The sequence below is a fragment of the Microtetraspora sp. NBRC 13810 genome (assembly GCF_030268685.1).
Lineage (GTDB): Bacteria > Actinomycetota > Actinomycetes > Streptosporangiales > Streptosporangiaceae > BSRQ01.
The window spans coordinates 1-16,521 of the sequence record NZ_BSRQ01000020.1 but is presented as its reverse complement, the minus strand read 5'-3'; the positions used below and the strand labels follow the sequence as shown (position 1 = coordinate 16,521).

Annotated in this window: 19 protein-coding genes and 1 pseudogene; 10 read left to right on the top strand and 10 right to left on the bottom strand. The window is 73.3% G+C overall.

Annotation, left to right across the window (positions count from 1 at the left end):
* Positions 1–7 precede the first annotated feature (7 nt).
* Together QSK26_RS31460 and QSK26_RS31455 are read left to right on the top strand one after the other, a co-directional pair.
* Positions 8–202 (top strand): hypothetical protein, encoded by a 195-nt coding sequence (locus QSK26_RS31460; RefSeq protein ID WP_352244430.1) that lies wholly within the window; start codon positions 8–10, stop codon positions 200–202.
* A complete protein-coding gene (locus QSK26_RS31455) occupies positions 202–1,008 on the top strand; it encodes an SGNH/GDSL hydrolase family protein (RefSeq protein ID WP_285778930.1) in 807 nt (268 codons plus the stop codon). Before QSK26_RS31460 ends, QSK26_RS31455 begins: the two co-directional genes overlap by 1 nt.
* Here QSK26_RS31455 and QSK26_RS31450 read toward each other — a convergent pair.
* Positions 977–1,153: a hypothetical protein gene (locus QSK26_RS31450; protein WP_285778929.1), complete on the bottom strand. Its 177-nt coding sequence runs from the start codon at positions 1,151–1,153 to the stop codon at positions 977–979. The two genes, QSK26_RS31455 and QSK26_RS31450, sit on opposite strands and share 32 nt — an antisense overlap.
* Positions 1,154–1,489: 336 nt before the next feature.
* Between QSK26_RS31450 and QSK26_RS31445 the strand changes: the two genes are divergently transcribed.
* Positions 1,490–2,599 (top strand): STAS domain-containing protein, encoded by a 1,110-nt coding sequence (locus QSK26_RS31445; protein ID WP_285778928.1) that lies wholly within the window; start codon positions 1,490–1,492, stop codon positions 2,597–2,599.
* A 160-nt stretch (positions 2,600–2,759) separates the two neighbouring features.
* Here QSK26_RS31445 and QSK26_RS31440 read toward each other — a convergent pair whose 3' ends face one another.
* Both QSK26_RS31440 and QSK26_RS31435 read right to left on the bottom strand, forming a co-directional pair.
* Positions 2,760–4,076: a phytase gene (locus QSK26_RS31440; RefSeq protein ID WP_285778927.1), complete on the bottom strand. Its 1,317-nt coding sequence runs from the start codon at positions 4,074–4,076 to the stop codon at positions 2,760–2,762.
* 130 nt (positions 4,077–4,206) lie between these two features.
* Complete coding sequence (locus QSK26_RS31435) at positions 4,207–4,944, bottom strand: SDR family NAD(P)-dependent oxidoreductase (RefSeq protein ID WP_285778926.1); 738 nt, start codon at positions 4,942–4,944, stop codon at positions 4,207–4,209.
* Between the two features lie 192 nt (positions 4,945–5,136).
* Between QSK26_RS31435 and QSK26_RS31430 the strand changes: the two genes are divergently transcribed.
* From QSK26_RS31430 to QSK26_RS42165, 3 genes and pseudogenes are all read left to right on the top strand, one after another.
* Positions 5,137–6,336, top strand: a complete 1,200-nt coding sequence (locus tag QSK26_RS31430) for an ABC transporter substrate-binding protein (RefSeq protein WP_285778925.1) — start codon at positions 5,137–5,139, stop codon at positions 6,334–6,336.
* Positions 6,337–6,381: 45 nt separating this feature from the next.
* On the top strand, positions 6,382–6,561 hold the full coding sequence (locus tag QSK26_RS31425; RefSeq protein ID WP_285778924.1) for a hypothetical protein: 180 nt from the start codon (positions 6,382–6,384) through the stop codon (positions 6,559–6,561).
* Positions 6,562–6,638: 77 nt separating this feature from the next.
* A pseudogene (locus QSK26_RS42165) lies at positions 6,639–7,019 on the top strand (LLM class flavin-dependent oxidoreductase); the annotation flags it as partial.
* A 152-nt stretch (positions 7,020–7,171) separates the two neighbouring features.
* On the opposite strand, the gene QSK26_RS42160 reads toward QSK26_RS42165, so the two are convergent.
* The 3 genes from QSK26_RS42160 to QSK26_RS31410 form a co-directional block, all read right to left on the bottom strand.
* The gene (locus QSK26_RS42160; RefSeq protein ID WP_502888764.1) at positions 7,172–8,839 is read right to left on the bottom strand and encodes an arabinofuranosyltransferase AftB family protein; all 1,668 of its coding nucleotides are present in this window, start codon (positions 8,837–8,839) and stop codon (positions 7,172–7,174) included.
* Between the two features lie 205 nt (positions 8,840–9,044).
* Positions 9,045–9,239 (bottom strand): ferredoxin, encoded by a 195-nt coding sequence (locus tag QSK26_RS31415; RefSeq protein ID WP_285778922.1) that lies wholly within the window; start codon positions 9,237–9,239, stop codon positions 9,045–9,047.
* Between the two features lie 2 nt (positions 9,240–9,241).
* On the bottom strand, positions 9,242–10,447 hold the full coding sequence (locus QSK26_RS31410; protein ID WP_285778921.1) for a cytochrome P450: 1,206 nt from the start codon (positions 10,445–10,447) through the stop codon (positions 9,242–9,244).
* 95 nt (positions 10,448–10,542) lie between these two features.
* On the opposite strand from QSK26_RS31410, the gene QSK26_RS31405 reads away from it, so the two are divergent.
* Both QSK26_RS31405 and QSK26_RS31400 read left to right on the top strand, forming a co-directional pair.
* Positions 10,543–11,181, top strand: a complete 639-nt coding sequence (locus QSK26_RS31405) for a TetR/AcrR family transcriptional regulator (RefSeq protein ID WP_285778920.1) — start codon at positions 10,543–10,545, stop codon at positions 11,179–11,181.
* An 84-nt stretch (positions 11,182–11,265) separates the two neighbouring features.
* Positions 11,266–11,856 (top strand): DinB family protein, encoded by a 591-nt coding sequence (locus tag QSK26_RS31400; protein WP_285778919.1) that lies wholly within the window; start codon positions 11,266–11,268, stop codon positions 11,854–11,856.
* Between the two features lie 300 nt (positions 11,857–12,156).
* On the opposite strand, the gene QSK26_RS31395 is transcribed toward QSK26_RS31400, so the two are convergent.
* Together QSK26_RS31395 and QSK26_RS31390 are read right to left on the bottom strand one after the other, a co-directional pair.
* Positions 12,157–12,324, bottom strand: coding sequence for a hypothetical protein (locus QSK26_RS31395; protein WP_285778918.1), 168 nt, complete (start codon positions 12,322–12,324; stop codon positions 12,157–12,159).
* Between the two features lie 291 nt (positions 12,325–12,615).
* Positions 12,616–13,293: a saccharopine dehydrogenase NADP-binding domain-containing protein gene (locus QSK26_RS31390; RefSeq protein ID WP_285778917.1), complete on the bottom strand. Its 678-nt coding sequence runs from the start codon at positions 13,291–13,293 to the stop codon at positions 12,616–12,618.
* On the opposite strand from QSK26_RS31390, the gene QSK26_RS31385 reads away from it, so the two are divergent.
* A complete protein-coding gene (locus tag QSK26_RS31385; protein ID WP_285778916.1) occupies positions 13,202–13,915 on the top strand; it encodes a helix-turn-helix transcriptional regulator in 714 nt (237 codons plus the stop codon). The genes QSK26_RS31390 and QSK26_RS31385 overlap by 92 nt on opposite strands.
* Positions 13,916–14,050: 135 nt before the next feature.
* Here QSK26_RS31385 and QSK26_RS31380 read toward each other — a convergent pair whose 3' ends face one another.
* Positions 14,051–15,043: an aldo/keto reductase gene (locus QSK26_RS31380; RefSeq protein WP_285778915.1), complete on the bottom strand. Its 993-nt coding sequence runs from the start codon at positions 15,041–15,043 to the stop codon at positions 14,051–14,053.
* Between the two features lie 19 nt (positions 15,044–15,062).
* Entirely contained in the window at positions 15,063–15,665 is a 603-nt protein-coding gene (locus QSK26_RS31375; protein WP_285778914.1) for an NADPH-dependent FMN reductase, read from the bottom strand.
* A 94-nt stretch (positions 15,666–15,759) separates the two neighbouring features.
* Between QSK26_RS31375 and QSK26_RS31370 the strand changes: the two genes are divergently transcribed.
* Positions 15,760–16,401 (top strand): TetR/AcrR family transcriptional regulator, encoded by a 642-nt coding sequence (locus QSK26_RS31370; protein WP_285778913.1) that lies wholly within the window; start codon positions 15,760–15,762, stop codon positions 16,399–16,401.
* Positions 16,402–16,521: the final 120 nt, after the last annotated feature.

Below are 16,521 nucleotides of genomic sequence, written 5' to 3'. Positions count from 1 at the left end.
GGCCGCGCTGTTCGAGAAGACGCTCGTCCGCCTGCGCGGTGACCTGGACGAGGAGTCGTTCCTGCGCGGTGGAGAGCGCGTCGGCCCCTACCTGTCCTGCCTGGCCGGCTGCCGCCTGGAGCGCGAAATGCGCGACTGGTGCCTGCGAACCGCGCGCACCCTGAGCGAACGGACCGCCCACGCGGGAAGGGAGCCACGCTGATGTACGGTCGTTACGTCGCCCTGGGCGACAGCCAGACCGAGGGCCTGGGGGACGGCGACGACGTCCGCGGCCACCGCGGCTGGGCCGACCGCCTCGCCGAGCACCTGGCCCGCACCGAACCCGGCCTGCTCTACGCCAACCTCGCCGTCCGTGGCCGCCGCGCCGTCCAGATCCGCGACGAGCAGTTGCCCGCCGCCCTGGCGCTGCGTCCCGGCCTGGCCACGGTGATGGCCGGCATGAACGACCTGATCCGCCCCGGCTTCGACGCCGCCGAGGTGGCCGCGGCGCTGGAGGACATGTTCGCGGCTCTGACCGCCGCGGGGACCCGGGTGGTCAGCGTGACCTTCCCCGACATCGGCGCGACGGTGCCGCTGGCCCGCCCGCTCCGGCCCAGGGTGATCGGCCTCAACACCCGCATCAGGGCCGCCGCCGCGCGGCACGGGGTCACCCTGATCGACACGTTCCCGCTCGCGTTCGTCTCCGACGCCAGGATGTGGAGCGGCGACCGGCTGCACGCCAGCCCGGTGGGGCACGCCCGCATCGCCGCCGCGGTCGCGCACGCGCTGGACCTGCCGGGCAGCGACGGCACCTGGGCGGATCCGTTCCCGCCGCCGGCCGCGATCTCCGCCTGGCGGGCGGCGGCGACGGAGGCGAGGTGGCTGGCCGCGTTCGCCGGACCGTGGATCGGCCGCCGCCTGCGCGGCCGATCCTCCGGCGACGGCCGCACCGCCAAACGCCCGCTGCCCACCCCGGTGATCGCCGGAGATCCGCCGGTCAAAGGGAATGTCGCCAGACGCGAAACCTGAAGGTGAAACGGTGACGCCGGCCCGCGGTGCGTGCCCGTCCTTCGCGGCCCTTCTCCGCCTCGCGTACGAGCCGGTGCGCCTGGGCCTGGCCGAGCAGGTCCGACACCCGGTAGGTGATCATCTGGTGGTGGAGCTCGGGACCCATCGGGTTCTCCTTGAGGCGATCGTTTTCTCCGACACCTCAAGGTTCGTCCTAAGGCACCCGGCCCCACATCGGGCGAATGCCATATCCTCCCGCCCCAGCATCCGGCCTAGGGGTACCTACGCCCGCCCTGCTCAGCGGGCGAAGAGCCGCCAGCGTCCCGAGCGGCTCAAGGAAACGTGGCGCCACGAAAACCTCGCTCCGGCGGCCGGTTCCGCAGCGAAGATGTAGGCTGAGGGTACCGAGGACTCTTCGAGCGTTGGCATTCAGGTCGGCGTCGCCCACGGCGATAGATCATTCGCGGGTCCTCCGGGGCCCCGGTCAGGCCAGGCAGCCACGATGCCGACCGTTCTTTCCCACCTCAAGTCACTCGCCTCCGCCCTGCCCGCGATCGACTCCGCGGTCAGGCTCAGCCTCAGTGCCGCGCCCAACCCGCGGGCCACCGTGGACGGGGCGTGGTGGCCCCGTTCCCGCGACGCCGCGGCCGAGTTGCCCGCGCTGATCGCCGCCGTCGACCGGCGGCTGGGCCGGACCACGCTTCGCGTCGGCCTGCACGCCGGCGCCTGGGAGCACATCCCGCGCCGGATACCGGCCCGCGGACGGCAGATCCGGGTGGGCTGGTTCCGCAACACCGACCCGCACCTGATCAGCCTGATCTCCTCGGGGGCGGAGCCGGTCATGCTGCTCGTCGTCCCGCCCGGCACCGCGGACGGCCCGGCCACGGCCGCGCTCACACTCGCCGCCCCGGCGGCACCCGGCCTGAGCCCGGCCGACATCCTCACCCGCGCCGGCGAATCCAGCGGCCCCGGCATCGCCACACCGGCCCCGGACGGACCGACCGACCGGAAGGACGAGGGCGGACACGCCACCGGCCGAAAGGTCGGGGACGGAGACGCCGCCGGCCGGAAGAACGAGGGCGGAGACGCAGGCCGGAAAGCCGGGGGCGGAGACGCCGTCGGTTGGAAGGGCGAGGGCGGACACGCCGTCGGCTGGAGGCCGCTGGACGCACCCGCCGGCCGGTTCAGGCCGGGCCCGCACCAGCCACCGGCCATCGACCGGGCACGCGGGCACGCTCCGCTCCGGCCCGGGCATCCCTTGGCCGTCGCCGACGCGTTCCCGCTCGGCAGGGCCCGCCCGTCGGCGCCGACCACCGTCCACCTGTCCGGTGAGATCGACATCTTCACCAGCCCGGAGCTGCGCCAGCACCTCATGAGCGCCCTGCGATCCAGCACGAGCCTGCTCATCCTGGACCTGTCCGGCGTGTCCTTCTGCGACGCCTCGGGTCTGGCCGTCCTGGTGGGCGTCCAGCACCGCGCCAGGGCGATGGGCGTCGTCCTCGCCCTGGCCGCGCCCCGCCCGGCGATGACCCGCCTGCTGCGCATCACCGGCCTGGACCGCAGTCTGCCGATGGCGGCGCCGACGGGGATGTCCGCGGCCTGCCGTACCTAGCCGTCCCGTCCCGGCGGGCCGCGGAAAGACCGGCGGCCCCGCGGCCGGTCAGGAGTCCAGGACCCGGATCTCCGACCGGCCGCCCGGGTATCCGGTATGTCGCGGGTATCCGGGGCGTCCGGAGTTCCGGGGTCTTCGGGGTGTTCGGGGGGCTGCCGGGCTAGTGTGCGCGCGGGTCCCAGCCGCGGGTGTCGACGCGGAGGCCGACCTTACGGGCGATGTCGTCCCACCGGACGAACTTGAAGTCGGTGTTCTCCCGGACCTCCCCCTCGTCGTCCCGCGCCTCGGGGGTGTTGACGCCGTCGTGGGTGACGAACAGGCCCTTGTCGTAGGCGTCGCCGAGGGGCACGTTCACCGCCATGGCGCCGTCGCTGGCCTCCGCGCCGTCCACGCGGCCGGAGCCGACGCGGAACTGCCCGACGTAGGCGTTGCGGCCCTCGCGGCGGTAGACGGTGAAGGTGTCGTCGCCCTGTCCGGACGCCAGGAGGTAGCCGGTGCCGTCGCCGTGGTAGTAGATCGTCAGTCCCTCGGCGTCCGCGGCGAGGTGGGTTCCCCCGAAGCCGGGGTCGGGGCCGGGGTCGCACTCCTCGGTCTCGGGGTCATAGGTGCCGGGCACGCCGTACTCGCGGACCCTGTCGACCAGCTCCGGCCTGCCGGTGAGGTCGGCGGGCAGCCGCCAGACGCCGACGTCCTCCTGGGCGGCGTACAGGACGTCGCGCTCGGCGTCGACGACCATGCCCTCCACCTGGGGAAGCTCGCCCGGCTCCAGGCAGGGGGTCCAGGTCGTGCCGTCGGGCAGGCGGAAGGACGACGGCAGCGTGAGGGTGCGGACGACCTCGTAGCCCACCTTGCCGCCGGCCACCGGCTTGAGCCGGACCAGCGCGACACTCGTCTCGTGGCGGCGGCTCACCAGCGCGTACACGCCGGTCCTGTCCTTCCAGGTGGCCACGCCGTAGGCGGTCCTGGCCTCGTTGACCTCTTCCTGGCCGGCGTTGAAGACGAACGGCGCGGCCGGGTCGGTCACGTCGGTCAGCGGCGCGCGGGCGCCCGCCGCCGCGGCTGGGTCGATCGCGTAGAACCTGAGCTGGTCACGGCCCCGATCGGACACCACGGCGAGGTCACGGCCGCCGAAGCGGTAGACGAGGTCGACGTTGTTGAACCGGCCGGGCTCGTCGTCCGCGCCGGGAGCGGGCGGAGCCGGTACGTGCTGGAGCTGCCCGCCCTTCAGGTCATAGGCGAACAGGCCGCCTTCCTTGGCCGTGGCGACGACGACGCTGCTGCCGGGCTTCGCGGGGTGCACCCAGATCGCCGGGTCGTCGCCGTTGGCGTTCCCGCCGGGGGCGTCGTCGAACAACGCCGGGGTCTCGGCCCGCGCCGTGACCACCGGCACGCGGTCGGCCGTGGCGGGAGGGGCGGCGACGAGCGCCGTGAGCAGTGCTGAGGTCATGACGAGCGGCGGCGCGAGCCGGAGGCGCATGGGTCTTCCTCGTTCTCGGGGGGACACGACGCCCGGATCATGGCCCCGCGAGGAGAACTCCGCGCGAACGCCGCCCGGCGGCGGAGGGAACGATCGCCCCGCCGCCGCACGGCACGGTCGCCGCCCCCGCTCAGAGGAACATCGGAAGCTGGGAGCCCGCGCAGACGTGCAGGACCTCGCCGGTGATCCGGGCCGCCTGGTCCCCGGCCAGGAAGGCGACGGCGTTCGCCACGTCCTCGGTGCGCACCAGCTCGCGCATCGGGGTCACCGCGCGGACCCGCTCGGCGTAGTCGTCGAGCATCCGCTCGTCGCCGCGCTGCCGGCTGAACCCGGTGCGGACGAAGCTGGGCGCGACCGCGTTGACCCGCACGCCGAGCGGAGCCAGCTCCATCGCCAGCGACCTGGTCAGGCCGACCAGGCCCGCCTTCGAGGCCGCGTATCCGGGATGCCCGCCGCCCAGCCACGTCCGGGAGCCGATGTTGACCATCGAGCCCGAGCGCCGCTCGGCCCACTGCGGCAGCACGGCCTGGGCGAGCAGGGCGGGCCCGCGCAGGTTGACGTCCTGGGTGCGGTCCCAGGAGGCCACGTCGATGTCGGCGAGATTCTGCGGCGGCTCGATGCCCGCGGCGCAGACGAGGGTGTCGATACGCCGGAAATCGGCGGTGACCGAGGCCACGAAGGCGCCGATGCCGGCCGGGTCGGCCACGTCCAGCCGCCGGGCGTGCACGCCGGGAAGCCTCTGCGCGACGCGGTGGGCGGCGGCCGGGTCGAGGTCGGCCACGACCACGGTCCATCCGTCGGCGGACATCCGGGCGGCGACGGCCGCGCCGACGTCCCCGCCTCCCCCGGTGATCACCGCGACGCTCATCGCGGGGACCGTGACGTGGACGGGACGGGGGCCGCGCGGCGCCCTCCAGGCGCCTTCTCCCGGGTGGTCACGACGTCGCCGGGCCGGCGCGGTGCCCGTAGCTGTATGTACATGGGTGTCCTCAGTTGTCGCGGGTGGTGAGAATCGGATGGCAGGCGATGCCCAGGCCGAGCAGCCGGTGGTCCTCGCCGGGTGCCGCGGCGAGCGTCACGCCGACGGGCAGTCCGTCGTGGCTCCCCAGTCCTGTCGTTCACCCAGGGCTTCGAAGGCGACCGTTTCGTCAACTTCCAGCTCTATGACGGTCTCACCCGTTACGACCTGAAACAGGCTGACAAGTCACCGCAGATCGTGCCCGGCCTGGCGACCTCCTGGGACACCAGCCCGGACGGCCGCACCTGGACGTTCCACCTGCGGCAGGGCGTGACCTTCACCGACGGCACGCCGTTCGACGCGGACGCCGTCATCTTCGGGTTCGACCGGTTGCTGAAGAAGGACAGCCCGTCGTACTACCCGGCCGCCGCCGGGGCCGCGGGCCTGTGGACCGGCCAGATCAAGTCCTACGAGAAGGTCGACGACCGGACCGTCCGGATCACCACGCCGCAGCCCAGCGGCCACCTGCTCACCGACCTGACCTTCCTCACCTTTCCCAGCCCCACCGCGGTCGGGAAGTACGGGAACCAGGGCTTCGCCCTGCACCCGGTGGGCACCGGACCGTTCCGGTTCTCCTCGCTCCAGCCGGGCCAGCAACTCGTGCTGCTGCCGAACAAGGACTACTGGGGCGGGGCGCCCAAGCTCGGCAAGCTCGTCCTGCGGCCCGTCCCGGACCCGGGGGCGCGCACCGTGGCACTGCGGTCGGGCGAGGTCAACTGGATCGAGTACCCGAGCCCGGACGACATCGAGTCCCTGACCTCCGCCGGCTATTCACTGCTCGCCAACGACTACGACCACCTGTGGTACTGCACGTTCGACCAGGCCAAGAAGCCCTGGAACGACGTGCGGGTACGGCAGGCGGCCAACTACGCCATCGACAGGAAGTCCATCGCCGGCGATCTGCTCAAGGGCACCGCGGCCCCGGCCTACCAGCACGCGCCCGCCGCGACGGAGGCGTACGACGCCGCCAACGACGTCTACTCCTACGACCCGGCCAAGGCCAGGAGCCTGCTGGCCGAGGCGGGCGTCGCCGGCGGGTTCACCACCACCCTGGCCGTGCCGACCGGCGGCTCGGGCAACCTCATCCCGGTGCCCATCGCCACCGCCCTGCAGGCCCAGCTCGCCAAGATCGGGATCGACGTGCGCATCCAGAAGGTCGAATGGTCCGCGCTGCTGGCCGACCTGAACGCGGGCAAGCCCGCCCTCGGCGCCGACGTCCAGTGCGCCTCCACCGTCACCTAACAGGCCGAGTCGCTGATCCGCGCGACCTGGGCCAAGGGCTCGCCGGTGTACGACGGGCACTGGTACTCCTCGAAGGTCGACGAGCTGTCCGCGGAGGCGGAGCGGACGCTGGACCCCGCCGAGCGGACCCGGCGGTTCCGGCAGGCCGAGCGGATCGTCAGCGCCGAGGCGCCTTACCTGTTCGTGGTCAGCGACCGCAACCCGAGGATGATCGCCCCGGCGTGACCGGCCTGGTCCAGCCGAAGTCCTGGTTCGTCGACCTGACCACCGTGAGCGTCTCGAACTAGCCGGCCGGTCCGGAGGTGCGGCTGGGCCTGACCGAGGGCGACGGGTTCATCACCAACCTGCTCACCTCCGAGGATCTCGCCAAGGTCCTGGACGCGGCGGGCCCCCGGCCCCCGGGCAAGGAGATCGTGGTCAAGGTCTTCGTCTGCCCGACCGAGGACGCGGACTTCGCGCGGCGCACCGGCCGGGCCTTCCTCGGCTGGATCCTCAACCAGACCCCCTACCGGGCCTTCCACGACTGGCTCGGACGGGAGCACGTCCTGCGCGAGTCGCGGGCCCGGTTCGACGCCGGCGACCGGGCGTCCGCGGCGCGGGCTCTGCCGGACGAACTGGTCGACGCCCTGTGGGTACACGGTTCCACGGCCGAGTGCCGCGAGCGGATCGCCGCCTTCGCCCTGGACGGCGTGACCTCGGTCCTGCTCTACGTGGCGCCGACCCCCGGGCTGCTGTCCGGCCGGGACGATCTCGTGTCCGTGCTGTCCCGGCTGCGCCCGGACCCGGCGCGCACGGCCCGCGACCCTAGGTCCGTGCCGGGCGGTGGAGTGTGGGGTCAGCTCGGCGGGCAGGGAGTGCCGGAGGTGGGGAACCGGAAGGTGGTGCGGGCCGGGGCGCCCACCAGGTTGTCCCAGAAGCGGCCCGGGGTCAGCGGGGCCCTGGTGGCGTCCAGCAGGTCGCGGTACGGGGCGGTGGCCAGGTCGCCTCTGATCCGCTCCACCTCGGCCCGGAGCCGCTGGTCGGGCAACGGGGTTCCGCCGGCCATGTAGTCGGCGAGCAGGTACTCGGCGGGCAGCGGCTTCTCGTGCCCGACCCGCTGCCCGCAGGCCAGCTCCATGTGGCTGCCGAGGGCGTTGGCCAGGCCGAGCTGGTCGACGACGAGGACGTCCAGCGGGAACGACACGCCGACCGCGCCGAGCACGTTGCCCGCCACGGCCAGGCGTGCGGGCAGGTCGTCGCGGAGCGGCACCGGCGCCAGCCCGGGCACGTGCAGGCCGGTGGCGCCGCCCCCGATCAGCGGATGCGCCCGGGCGCGCAGGTGGGACTCGGCGGTCACCGGATGCGGGTCCCGGGTCGAGGCCACGTAGAAGCCGCGCTCGTCCGCGATCCCGTCCGGCCCGATGACCTGCGGGTACGGCACGCGCAACGCGACGACGCACACCACGGCCCACAGCGTCACGGTCGCGCAGACGAGCCCGGTGACCGCGCGAAGCGGGAGCACCATGGCGGGCAGCAGCAGGAGCAGCAGGACCGGCAGCATCATCCGGCCGTGCATGAAGTCGCCGCCGACCCGCAGCACGTACAGCAGCATCAACAGCCCGGCGGCGATCGGGGCCGCGGAGAGGACCAGGTCACGCCGGGTACGGCGGCCCCACAGGGCGAGCGGGACCAGGGCCAGCAGCGGCCCGAGGAGCTGGTAGGTGAGCACCGTGTCCGCCGCGTAGAGCAGGCCGCGCGCCCACCGGCTCTCGCCGGCCTCCTTGGCGAGGGCGGTGTTCGGCACGAGAAGCCCGTAGTAGCCCATCCGGAAGACCTGGTAGGCGACCGGCAGGGCCACGGAGACCGCGAACCAGCGGGCGGCGGTGGGCCATCCCGGCCACCGCAGCGCGAGCAGCGCGCCGAAGAAGACCGGGTAGACCAGGGCCAGTTCCGGCCGGACCAGCGGCGCCAGGCCGAGGACGATCACCACGGGGAGCACCGGCCCGCCCGAGGCCGCCCGGACCAGCAGCCACCAGGAAGCGGCCATCCACAGGAGCATCAGCCCGCTCTCCAGGCCGGAGGTGGCGTACTCCCAGAACGGCGGCAGCGCGAGCACCACCAGCACCGCCACGGGCAGGAACCGGTGCCCGGCGCCGTGCAGCCGCATGGCGCCGGACACCGCGAACGCCACCGCGCCCACGGCGCACGCCAGCCCCACCAGCACGGAGACATAGGCCACGTCGCCCCCGCTGAGCCAGGAGACCGCCGCGACCAGATAGGTCCACACGGTGCTGGTGTTCGCCTCGACCCGCTCGCCGATGTTGTAGACCGGGCCGTTCCCGGCGAGGAGTTGCCGCACGGTCCGCACGGCGATCAGGCCGTCGTCGCTGATCCACCGGTTCTGCCATCCGGCGAAGGCCATCGCCGCCGCGGCGGCCACCGTGACCACGTGGTTCCAGATCCGCACCGGCCGCGGCACGCCCTCTCCCGCGGGTGCCCCATGGGCGGCTTCGAGCGAGACCACGGCATCCTCCACACTGAACGCATCGCACCCGGGGCGCTCGTTGACAGGCGAACGAAGGCTATCAAGATCACATAAAGGTGCCGCAATGCCTCTCCGTGCCCAGCCGTCCGCGAGCCCGCCTGAGCCGCGGTCCGGCGGCCGGCCGATACCCGCATCCTTACCTCCGAGCAGCGCCTGGCCGCCCTGAAGCAGGCGCCGTCGCGCGTCAGCCGCCGACCATGATCGCCCTGGCGGGGCAGACCCCGGCCGCCTCGTGCACGGCCTCGCGCGACTCCGCCCCGGGCTCCGGGCGCAGCAGCACGACCGTGCCGTCCTCGTCACGCTGGCCGAAGACCTCGGGCGCGATGAGGACGCACTGCCCGGAGCCGATGCAGGCCGGTTCGTCGATGTCGATCCGCATGGTCAGTTCTCCTCGTTCCAGGTGAGCGGCAGTGACCGCACGCCGTACACCCCGTCGTTCTGCTTGAAGGTCAGCTCGCTCATCGGTACGGCGAGCCGCAGGCCGGGGACGCGGCGCAGCAGCGTCGTGAGGGTGACCTGGAGTTCGACCCTGGCCAGCGGCTGGCCGAGGCACTGGTGCAGGCCGTATCCGAAGGCGACGTGGCGGCGGGCCGGTCTGCGCAGGTCGAGGGTGTCCGGGTCGTCGAAGACGCCGGGATCCCGGTTCGCCGAGGGGATGAGGACGACGATGCCGTCGCCGGCGCGGACCTGCCGGCCGGCGAGGGTGAAGTCCTCCAGCGCCACGCGCCCGATGACGCCGTCGACGATCGACAGGTAGCGCAGCAGTTCCTCGACGGCGTTCGGCGCGAGGCCGGGGTCGTCGCGGAGAGCGTCGGCCTGCTCGGGGTGGCCGAGCAGCGTGAGCGTGCCGAGCGCGATCATGTTGGCCGTGGTCTCGTGCCCCGCGATGAGGATGAGCATGGCGGTGGTGAGGGCGTCGTGCCTGCTCACCGCGCCCGACGTCACATGCCGGGCCAGGCGGGTGAGCATGTCGTCGCCTGGCCGGTGTTCCTTCTCGGCGAGCAGCCTGTCCAGGAGGCCGCCGATCGCGCCGTAGGCGTGCGCGCGCCGTTCGGGAGTGCTGGTGGCGTCGATCGCCGTGCTCGTCCACTCGTTGAACGCGCCCTGCTCGGCGACCGGCACGCCCAGGAGCCAGCAGATGACCGTGGAGGGAACCGGCAGCGCCACCGCGCGCACCAGGTCGGCGGGGCGCGGCCCGGCGAGCATGGCGTCGACGTGCTCGTCCACCAGGCGCCGGATCCTCGGGCGGAGCGCCTCGATGCGCCTGACCACGAAGTCGGCGTTGATCAGTTTGCGCAGGACGTCGTGGTCGGGCGGGTCCATGAGCACGAAGGGGGGCCGCTCCCCCTGCGGGAGCGCCTGCTGCAACGGGAAGATCCTCGGGAAGCCGGGGCGGGTGATGTCCGCGCTCACGGGAAGATCGCGCAGCACGGCCCGGACGTCGGCGTGCCGGGCGACCAGCCAGGCGCGGCTGCCGTCCCACAGCGTGGCCATGGTGACCGGCTCCCGGTCGCGCAGCCGCCGGAAGATCTCGGGCGGGGCCAGCGGGTCGTCGGCCGGTCTGGCCAGCGGGAAGTGAAGCGTCATCGGATATCCCTCTCCGTTTAAGTGGGGACTCATCCCCGCTTCGACGATAGTCACATAAGTGGGGAGGTGTCCACGCTTCTTGTTAGGATCGGGTCATGATGCGAAGCGACGCACGGCGCAACAGGGAGCTGCTCCTGGCCGCGGCCAGGCAGATCTTCGCCGAACACGGCCTCGACGCCTCGATGGACGAGATCGCGCGCAGTTCGGGCGTCGGCAACGCGACCCTCTACCGGCGCTTCCCGACCCGCGAGGCGCTGATCGAGGAGGTCTTCGGCGACATGGTCGCCGCCTTCCAGGGCATCGCCGACCGGGCGCTGGAGATCGAGGACCCGTGGCGGGCCGTGGCGTGGTTCATGGAGGAGGTCTTCACGCTGCTCGCCCGGGACAGGGGGCTCAACGACCTGATGTCCACGCGCTTCCCCGGGGCGCCCGCCCTGGAGGCGGCCAAGCGCGACTACTACGAGACGGCGGCCGTGCTGATCGGCCGCGCCCAGGAGGCAGGTGTCCTGCGCGCCGACTTCGCGGCCACCGACATCGTCGCGCTCATCTGGTCACTCTCCCGGGGCATCGCCGCGACGGCCACCGTCGCACCGGACTTCTGGCGGCGGCAGCTCGCCTTCTTCCTGGACGGCCTGCGCGCCGAGGCGGCCCGCCCGCTACCCAGACCGCCCCTCACCTACGAGGAACTGGACCAGGCCATGCTTCACCTGCGACACACCCGCCGAAGCACCTGAACGGCCGGTTCGCACGGCCCCGGCGGCGGCCCCGCCAGCCCTCGGTACGGAGAGTGACGACGCGAGGATGGCAGACTGTCCGACATGACGGGACAAACCCCCAAAACGGACCTTCACCGCTACCTGCAGAGCGCCCGTGACGCCCTGCTGTGGAAGCTCGACGGGCTGTCGGAGTACGACATCCGCCGCCCGCTCACCCCGACCGGCACCAACCTGCTCGGTCTGGTCAAGCACGCGGCCAGTGTCGAGCTGGCCTATTTCGGCGAGACCTTCGGGCGGCCGTCCGGCGAACCGGAGCCGTGGCTGGCCGAAGACGCCGAGCCGAACGCGGACATGTGGGCCACCGGCGACGAGACGCGGGAGGAGATCGTCGCGCTCTACCGCCGGGCGTGGGCGCACTCCGACGCCACGATCGCCGCGCTGGAGCTGGACGCGGTCGGCCGGGTGTCGTGGTGGCCGCAGGACCGGAACGAGGTCACGCTGCACCGGATCCTGACGCATGTGGTCGCCGAGACCCAGCGGCACGCCGGGCACGCCGACATCGTCAGGGAGCTCGTCGACGGAACCGCCGGGCTGCGGGAGGGCAACGACAACCTGCCGCAGGCCGACCCGTCGTGGTGGGAGGACTACCGGAACCGGCTGGAGCGGGTGGCCAGGGAGGCCGGCGGAATCTGAGCGGGCCACCACTCCGAAGATCACGCCGGCCGGTGCCCGCGCTCGACGAGCCGCCGGACCAGGACCTGGTCCGCGCGCGAGTCGTGGTGCACAGGCTCACCCGCGTCAGGCTCCCGGGACGCTTCAGCCAGGTGACCGTGCCCATGGCCACGCGGCGGGGCCTTCGCCGGCATCCATGCGCTCCAGGCGCTGCCGCCGCTGGGCTCGTCGTGGCCGGGACGACGGTGATCGCCGCCTGGGTCACGCGTCGTGCCCGGCGGACGGCCGCCCGTGGGATTGGCGAGGCGTGCCCCGGTCCGCCTACGCCACCTGGGAGGCGTCGGGTGTCTCGTCCTCGACGGTCCAGGTGACGCCGCCGGGGCGGAGGGAGTCGAGGAAGGCGGCCGGGGAGAACGCCTGGGCGGGGGCGAGGACTCCCGGCCCGGGCGGGTCCGCGACCAGCCGCCGGGCGCCCTCGACGGCGATCACCCGCGGTGGTGCCGTAGGTGTCGGGGCCACGCACCACGCCGCGCGCCCGGCGGCCGTCGGCGGCGACCGCGTCGATCACGTAGGTGAACCGCTGCGTACGGCGGGCCTCCTCCGCCGGGCCCTCGGGCAGCCGCTCGATGACCGCCGGATCGACGGGCGCGGACAGCCGGGCGCTCAGCACGGCCTCGACCAGCCCTTCGACGCGCCGGACCCGGACGTGGCGCGGGACGGTGACGACCTCGGCCAGCGGGAACCGCGCCACCGGCACCGGCTCCGGATCCCCGGGCAGCGTCACCGGCGCGTGCTCGGCCGGTGCGTGCTCGGCCGGTGCGGCGGTCCGCCACTCGCCGTCGTCGTAGACCAGGCCGCCCGACCTGATGACCTCCGCGGTCTCGACCAGCGAGCGCAGCGATCCACGTGACGGCCCGCCGCCCCCGGTGATGACGTGCACGACGGCGATCTCCCGGAGCGGGCCGAGCCGCTCGGCCAGCATCGCGGCGACGAGGTCCCCCGGGACGCAGGCGTCGTTCGCCGCGGGACGACCGCGACCCCGGCCGCCCGCGCCCGCGCGCCGAAGGCGTCGAACACCTCCTTGATGTAGAGCTGCTCACCGGCGGTGTCCAGGTAGGGCCGGCCGGCGTCGATCGCGGCCCGGACCACCGCCGCGCCGGTCGGCGTGAAGGGTCCGGCGCAGTTGACGACCGCGTCCGCCTCGCGGAAGGCGGCGACGAGGACGTCGTGGTCGTGCACGGCGGCCGGCCGTACCTGCGCGCCGGGCAGGCCCGCCGCCGCCGCGCGCAGCCGGGTTCCGTCGCGGCCGGTCAGCGTGAGGCCGAGGCCGCGCCGGGCGGCTTCGGCCGGAGGCGAGACCCCCGGTGTGCAGGCGGCCGGTGGGCAGGCGGCCGGTGGGCAGGCGGCCGGAGGGGAGACCCCCGGTGTGCAGGCGGCCGGTGGGCAGGTGACGGTCATGTTGTGCGGGGCGTACCTGCTCGACCGGTCGCGTGCGCATCCGCTCATGGCGGAGCTGCCGGCGGTGGTGCACCTGCCGGCCAGGATCGGCCTGCGCCCCGAGCTGCGCGCGGCCCTGGACCTGCTCGGCGGCGAGCTGGAGAGGTCCAGGCCGGGGACCGACGCCATGGTGCCCGCGCTGCTCGACGTGCTGCTCCTGCACATCCTGCGCGCCTGGTTCGGCGAACGGTCCCGCGAGGACGCCGCCACCGGCTGGGCGGCGGCGTTGCACGATCCGGCCGTCGCGGCGGCCCTGCGGGCCATCCACGGCGAGCCGGAACGGCAGTGGAGCGTCGAGGAACTCGGCAGGCGGGCCGGGCTGTCCCGCGCGGCCTTCGCCAAGCGGTTCACCGCTTTGACCGGCCGCCCGCCCATGGCGTACCTCACCTGGTGGCGGATGACCCTCGCCGCCCGCCTCCTGCGCGACTCCGACGCGCCGTCGAGCGCGGTGGCGGGCAGGGTCGGCTACACCTCGGAGTTCGCGTTCGCGCACGCGTTCAAGCGCGCGTACGGCAGGCCGCCCGGCGCCTACCGGCGTCACCGGGAGCCGGAGGCGGACCCGGGCGAGGCCGTCACCCGGTGAATTGCCGGGAGGACACGGCTTCGCCCGGGGACCCGCAGCGTGCGGCTTCGCCCCGGAACCCGCCGCGTGTGGCCTGGCCCCGGAACCCGCGGCGTGCTGCTTCGCTGTGGGGCCCGCGGCGGCCGGGTGTGGGGTTCATCTGCCGTCGATGCTGGCGTGGGCGGCGCCGAACACCTGCGGGCCGACCTTGGCGAGGAAGTCTCCGGGGTATCCGAGGGTGAAGTCCGCGGCCGCGTCGAGGCGGCGCAGGACGTCCTGCGGCAGGGTGAGGTCGGCGGCGGCCAGGGTCTCCCCGATCTGCTCGGCGTCGTCGGCGCCCAGGATCGGGTGGACGGCCGCGGACCGCGCCCGGATCCAGGCGATGGCGACCTGGGCGGGCGTGGCCCCCGACTCGGCGGCGGCCTCCCGCAGGGCCCCGATGACGGCGAGTTCGCGGGCGCCGAGGGACCGGGGAGCCAGCGGGCCGCCGGGCAGGGGTTCGCCGCCGGCGAACCTGCCGGAGAGCAGGCCGTGGGCGAGCGGGCTCCAGGCGGCGACCGTCATGCCGAGCGTCTCGGCCATCGGCAGCAGCTCGCGTTCGATGTCGCGGTTGAGCAGGTTGTAGGGCACCTGCAGTCCCGCGAAGGGTGTCCAGCCGCGCCATTCGGCCAGGGTGTTGGCACGGGCGACGACCCACGCCGGGGCGTTGGAGACGCCGACGTAGAGAATCTTCCCGGCGCGCACGGCGTCGTCCAGGGCCCGCATCGTCTCCTCGACGGGCGTGTGCCGATCCCACAGGTGCACCCAGTACAGGTCCACGTAGTCGGTGCGCAGCCGCCGCAGGCTCGCCTCCAGGGACAGGGTGAGGTTCTTACGATGACCGCCGGAGGCGTTGGGATCGCCGTCGTCACGGGAGACGGCGTACTTGGTCGCGACGACGAACCGGTCACGGCGGCCCTCCAGCAGCTCGCCGAGGACGGTCTCGCTCCGCCCGCCGCCGTAGAAGCTCGCGGTGTCCACCACGTTGCCGCCTGCGGCGTCATATCGGTCGAGGATGCGGCGGGCCTTCTCCGGGTCCTCGAAGGTCATCGTGCCGAGGAACAGGCCGGAGATCCGCAGGCCGGTCTGGCCCAGGAGCCGGTAGCGCATGGAGGTCTCCTCAGCGCCTTCAGACGAGCGCCGTCTGCGGGCCCGCGGCGCGCAGCGGCGCCAGCGCGCGGGACCAGGCGACGACCTCGTCCAGCATCTCGGTGAGAGCCGGCTCCTGGTGCTCGCCCGGGGTGAACAGGCCGGGCTGGGTGGGGTCGGTGATCTCGAAGTCGGTGAAGAGCGACAGCGCGACCTGGCCGCGGACGGTGGCGACCTTCAGCTCGGCCATGGTCAGCCGCAGGTGCTCGACCGCCCGGGTGCCGCCGTGCACGCCGTAGCCGATGAACCCGGCGGCCTTGTCGTGCCATTCGGCGAACAGGAAGTCGATCGCGTTCTTCATCGCGGCGGGGACGCCGTGGTTGTACTCGGGGGTGACGAAGACGAACCCGTCGAACGAGCCGATCGTCTCGGCCCACCTGGCGGTGTGCGCGTGCTGGTACTCGCCGAACAGGGCGGGCACGGGCTCGTCCAGCAGCGGCAGGCCGTACTCGGCCAGGTCGACGATCTCGAAGGCGACCTCTCCGCCGGCGTGTCGGTCGGCGACGCCGGCGGCCCACCGGGCCACGGCCGCGCCACGGCGGCGGGGGCGGGTGCTGCCGATGACGATGGCGATGCGGGTCATGTGTACTCCTGCGGAAACGGGGCGACATCCAGTAAACTACAATGTGTATGGCAATAAGTAAAACGCTGTCTGCAAAAAAGTGAGGGAGAGCACGATGACCAGGGGTGACACGGCGCCGACGCGGCCTCGGGGCGGGCTGGCCGACAAGCGGCGGGCGATCCTCGCCGGTGCGCTGACCGTGTTCGCGCGCGACGGCTACACCCGCACCAGCCTCGACGCGATCTCCGCGGCGGCCGGGGTGTCCACCCGCACCATCTACAACCACTTCACCGACAAGGCCCGGCTGTTCCAGGCCGTCATCCAGGAAAGCGCCACCAGGGCCGCCGACGCCCAGATCGCGATCATCGATCGTCACCTGACCAAGGTCGTCGACCTGGAGGCCGATCTCGTCGAGTTCGGCCTGGCGTTCACCGCCCCGACGGCCGCCGAGCACGCCGAGCACTTCGCCCTGGTCCACCAGATCAACGCGGAGGCCGGGCACATCCCGCAGCCGGCGATCGACGCCTGGCAGGAGACCGGCCCGCTCAGGGTCCGCCGCGCGCTCGCCGCCCACCTGGGGAGACTCACCGAGCGGGGCCTCCTGGAGGTCGCCGACCCCGACCGCGCGGCCGTCCACCTGCTGTTGCTGATCTCAGTCGCCGACCCGTCCTACCGCGGCGCCGTCCCCACCCGGGAGGCGATCAGCGAGACGGTCGCCGCCGGTGTGCGCGTCTTCCTACGCGGCTACCTCCGCTAATGGGAGCTACCGGGTCGGCTGATCGGGCAGACTCGGTGCCTGGTAGCCGCGAGGGAGTGAGCACTTCCCACCGCTGGACCGATCGTGAGTCCTGGGGTCAGACAGTGCCCTCACTCGTGG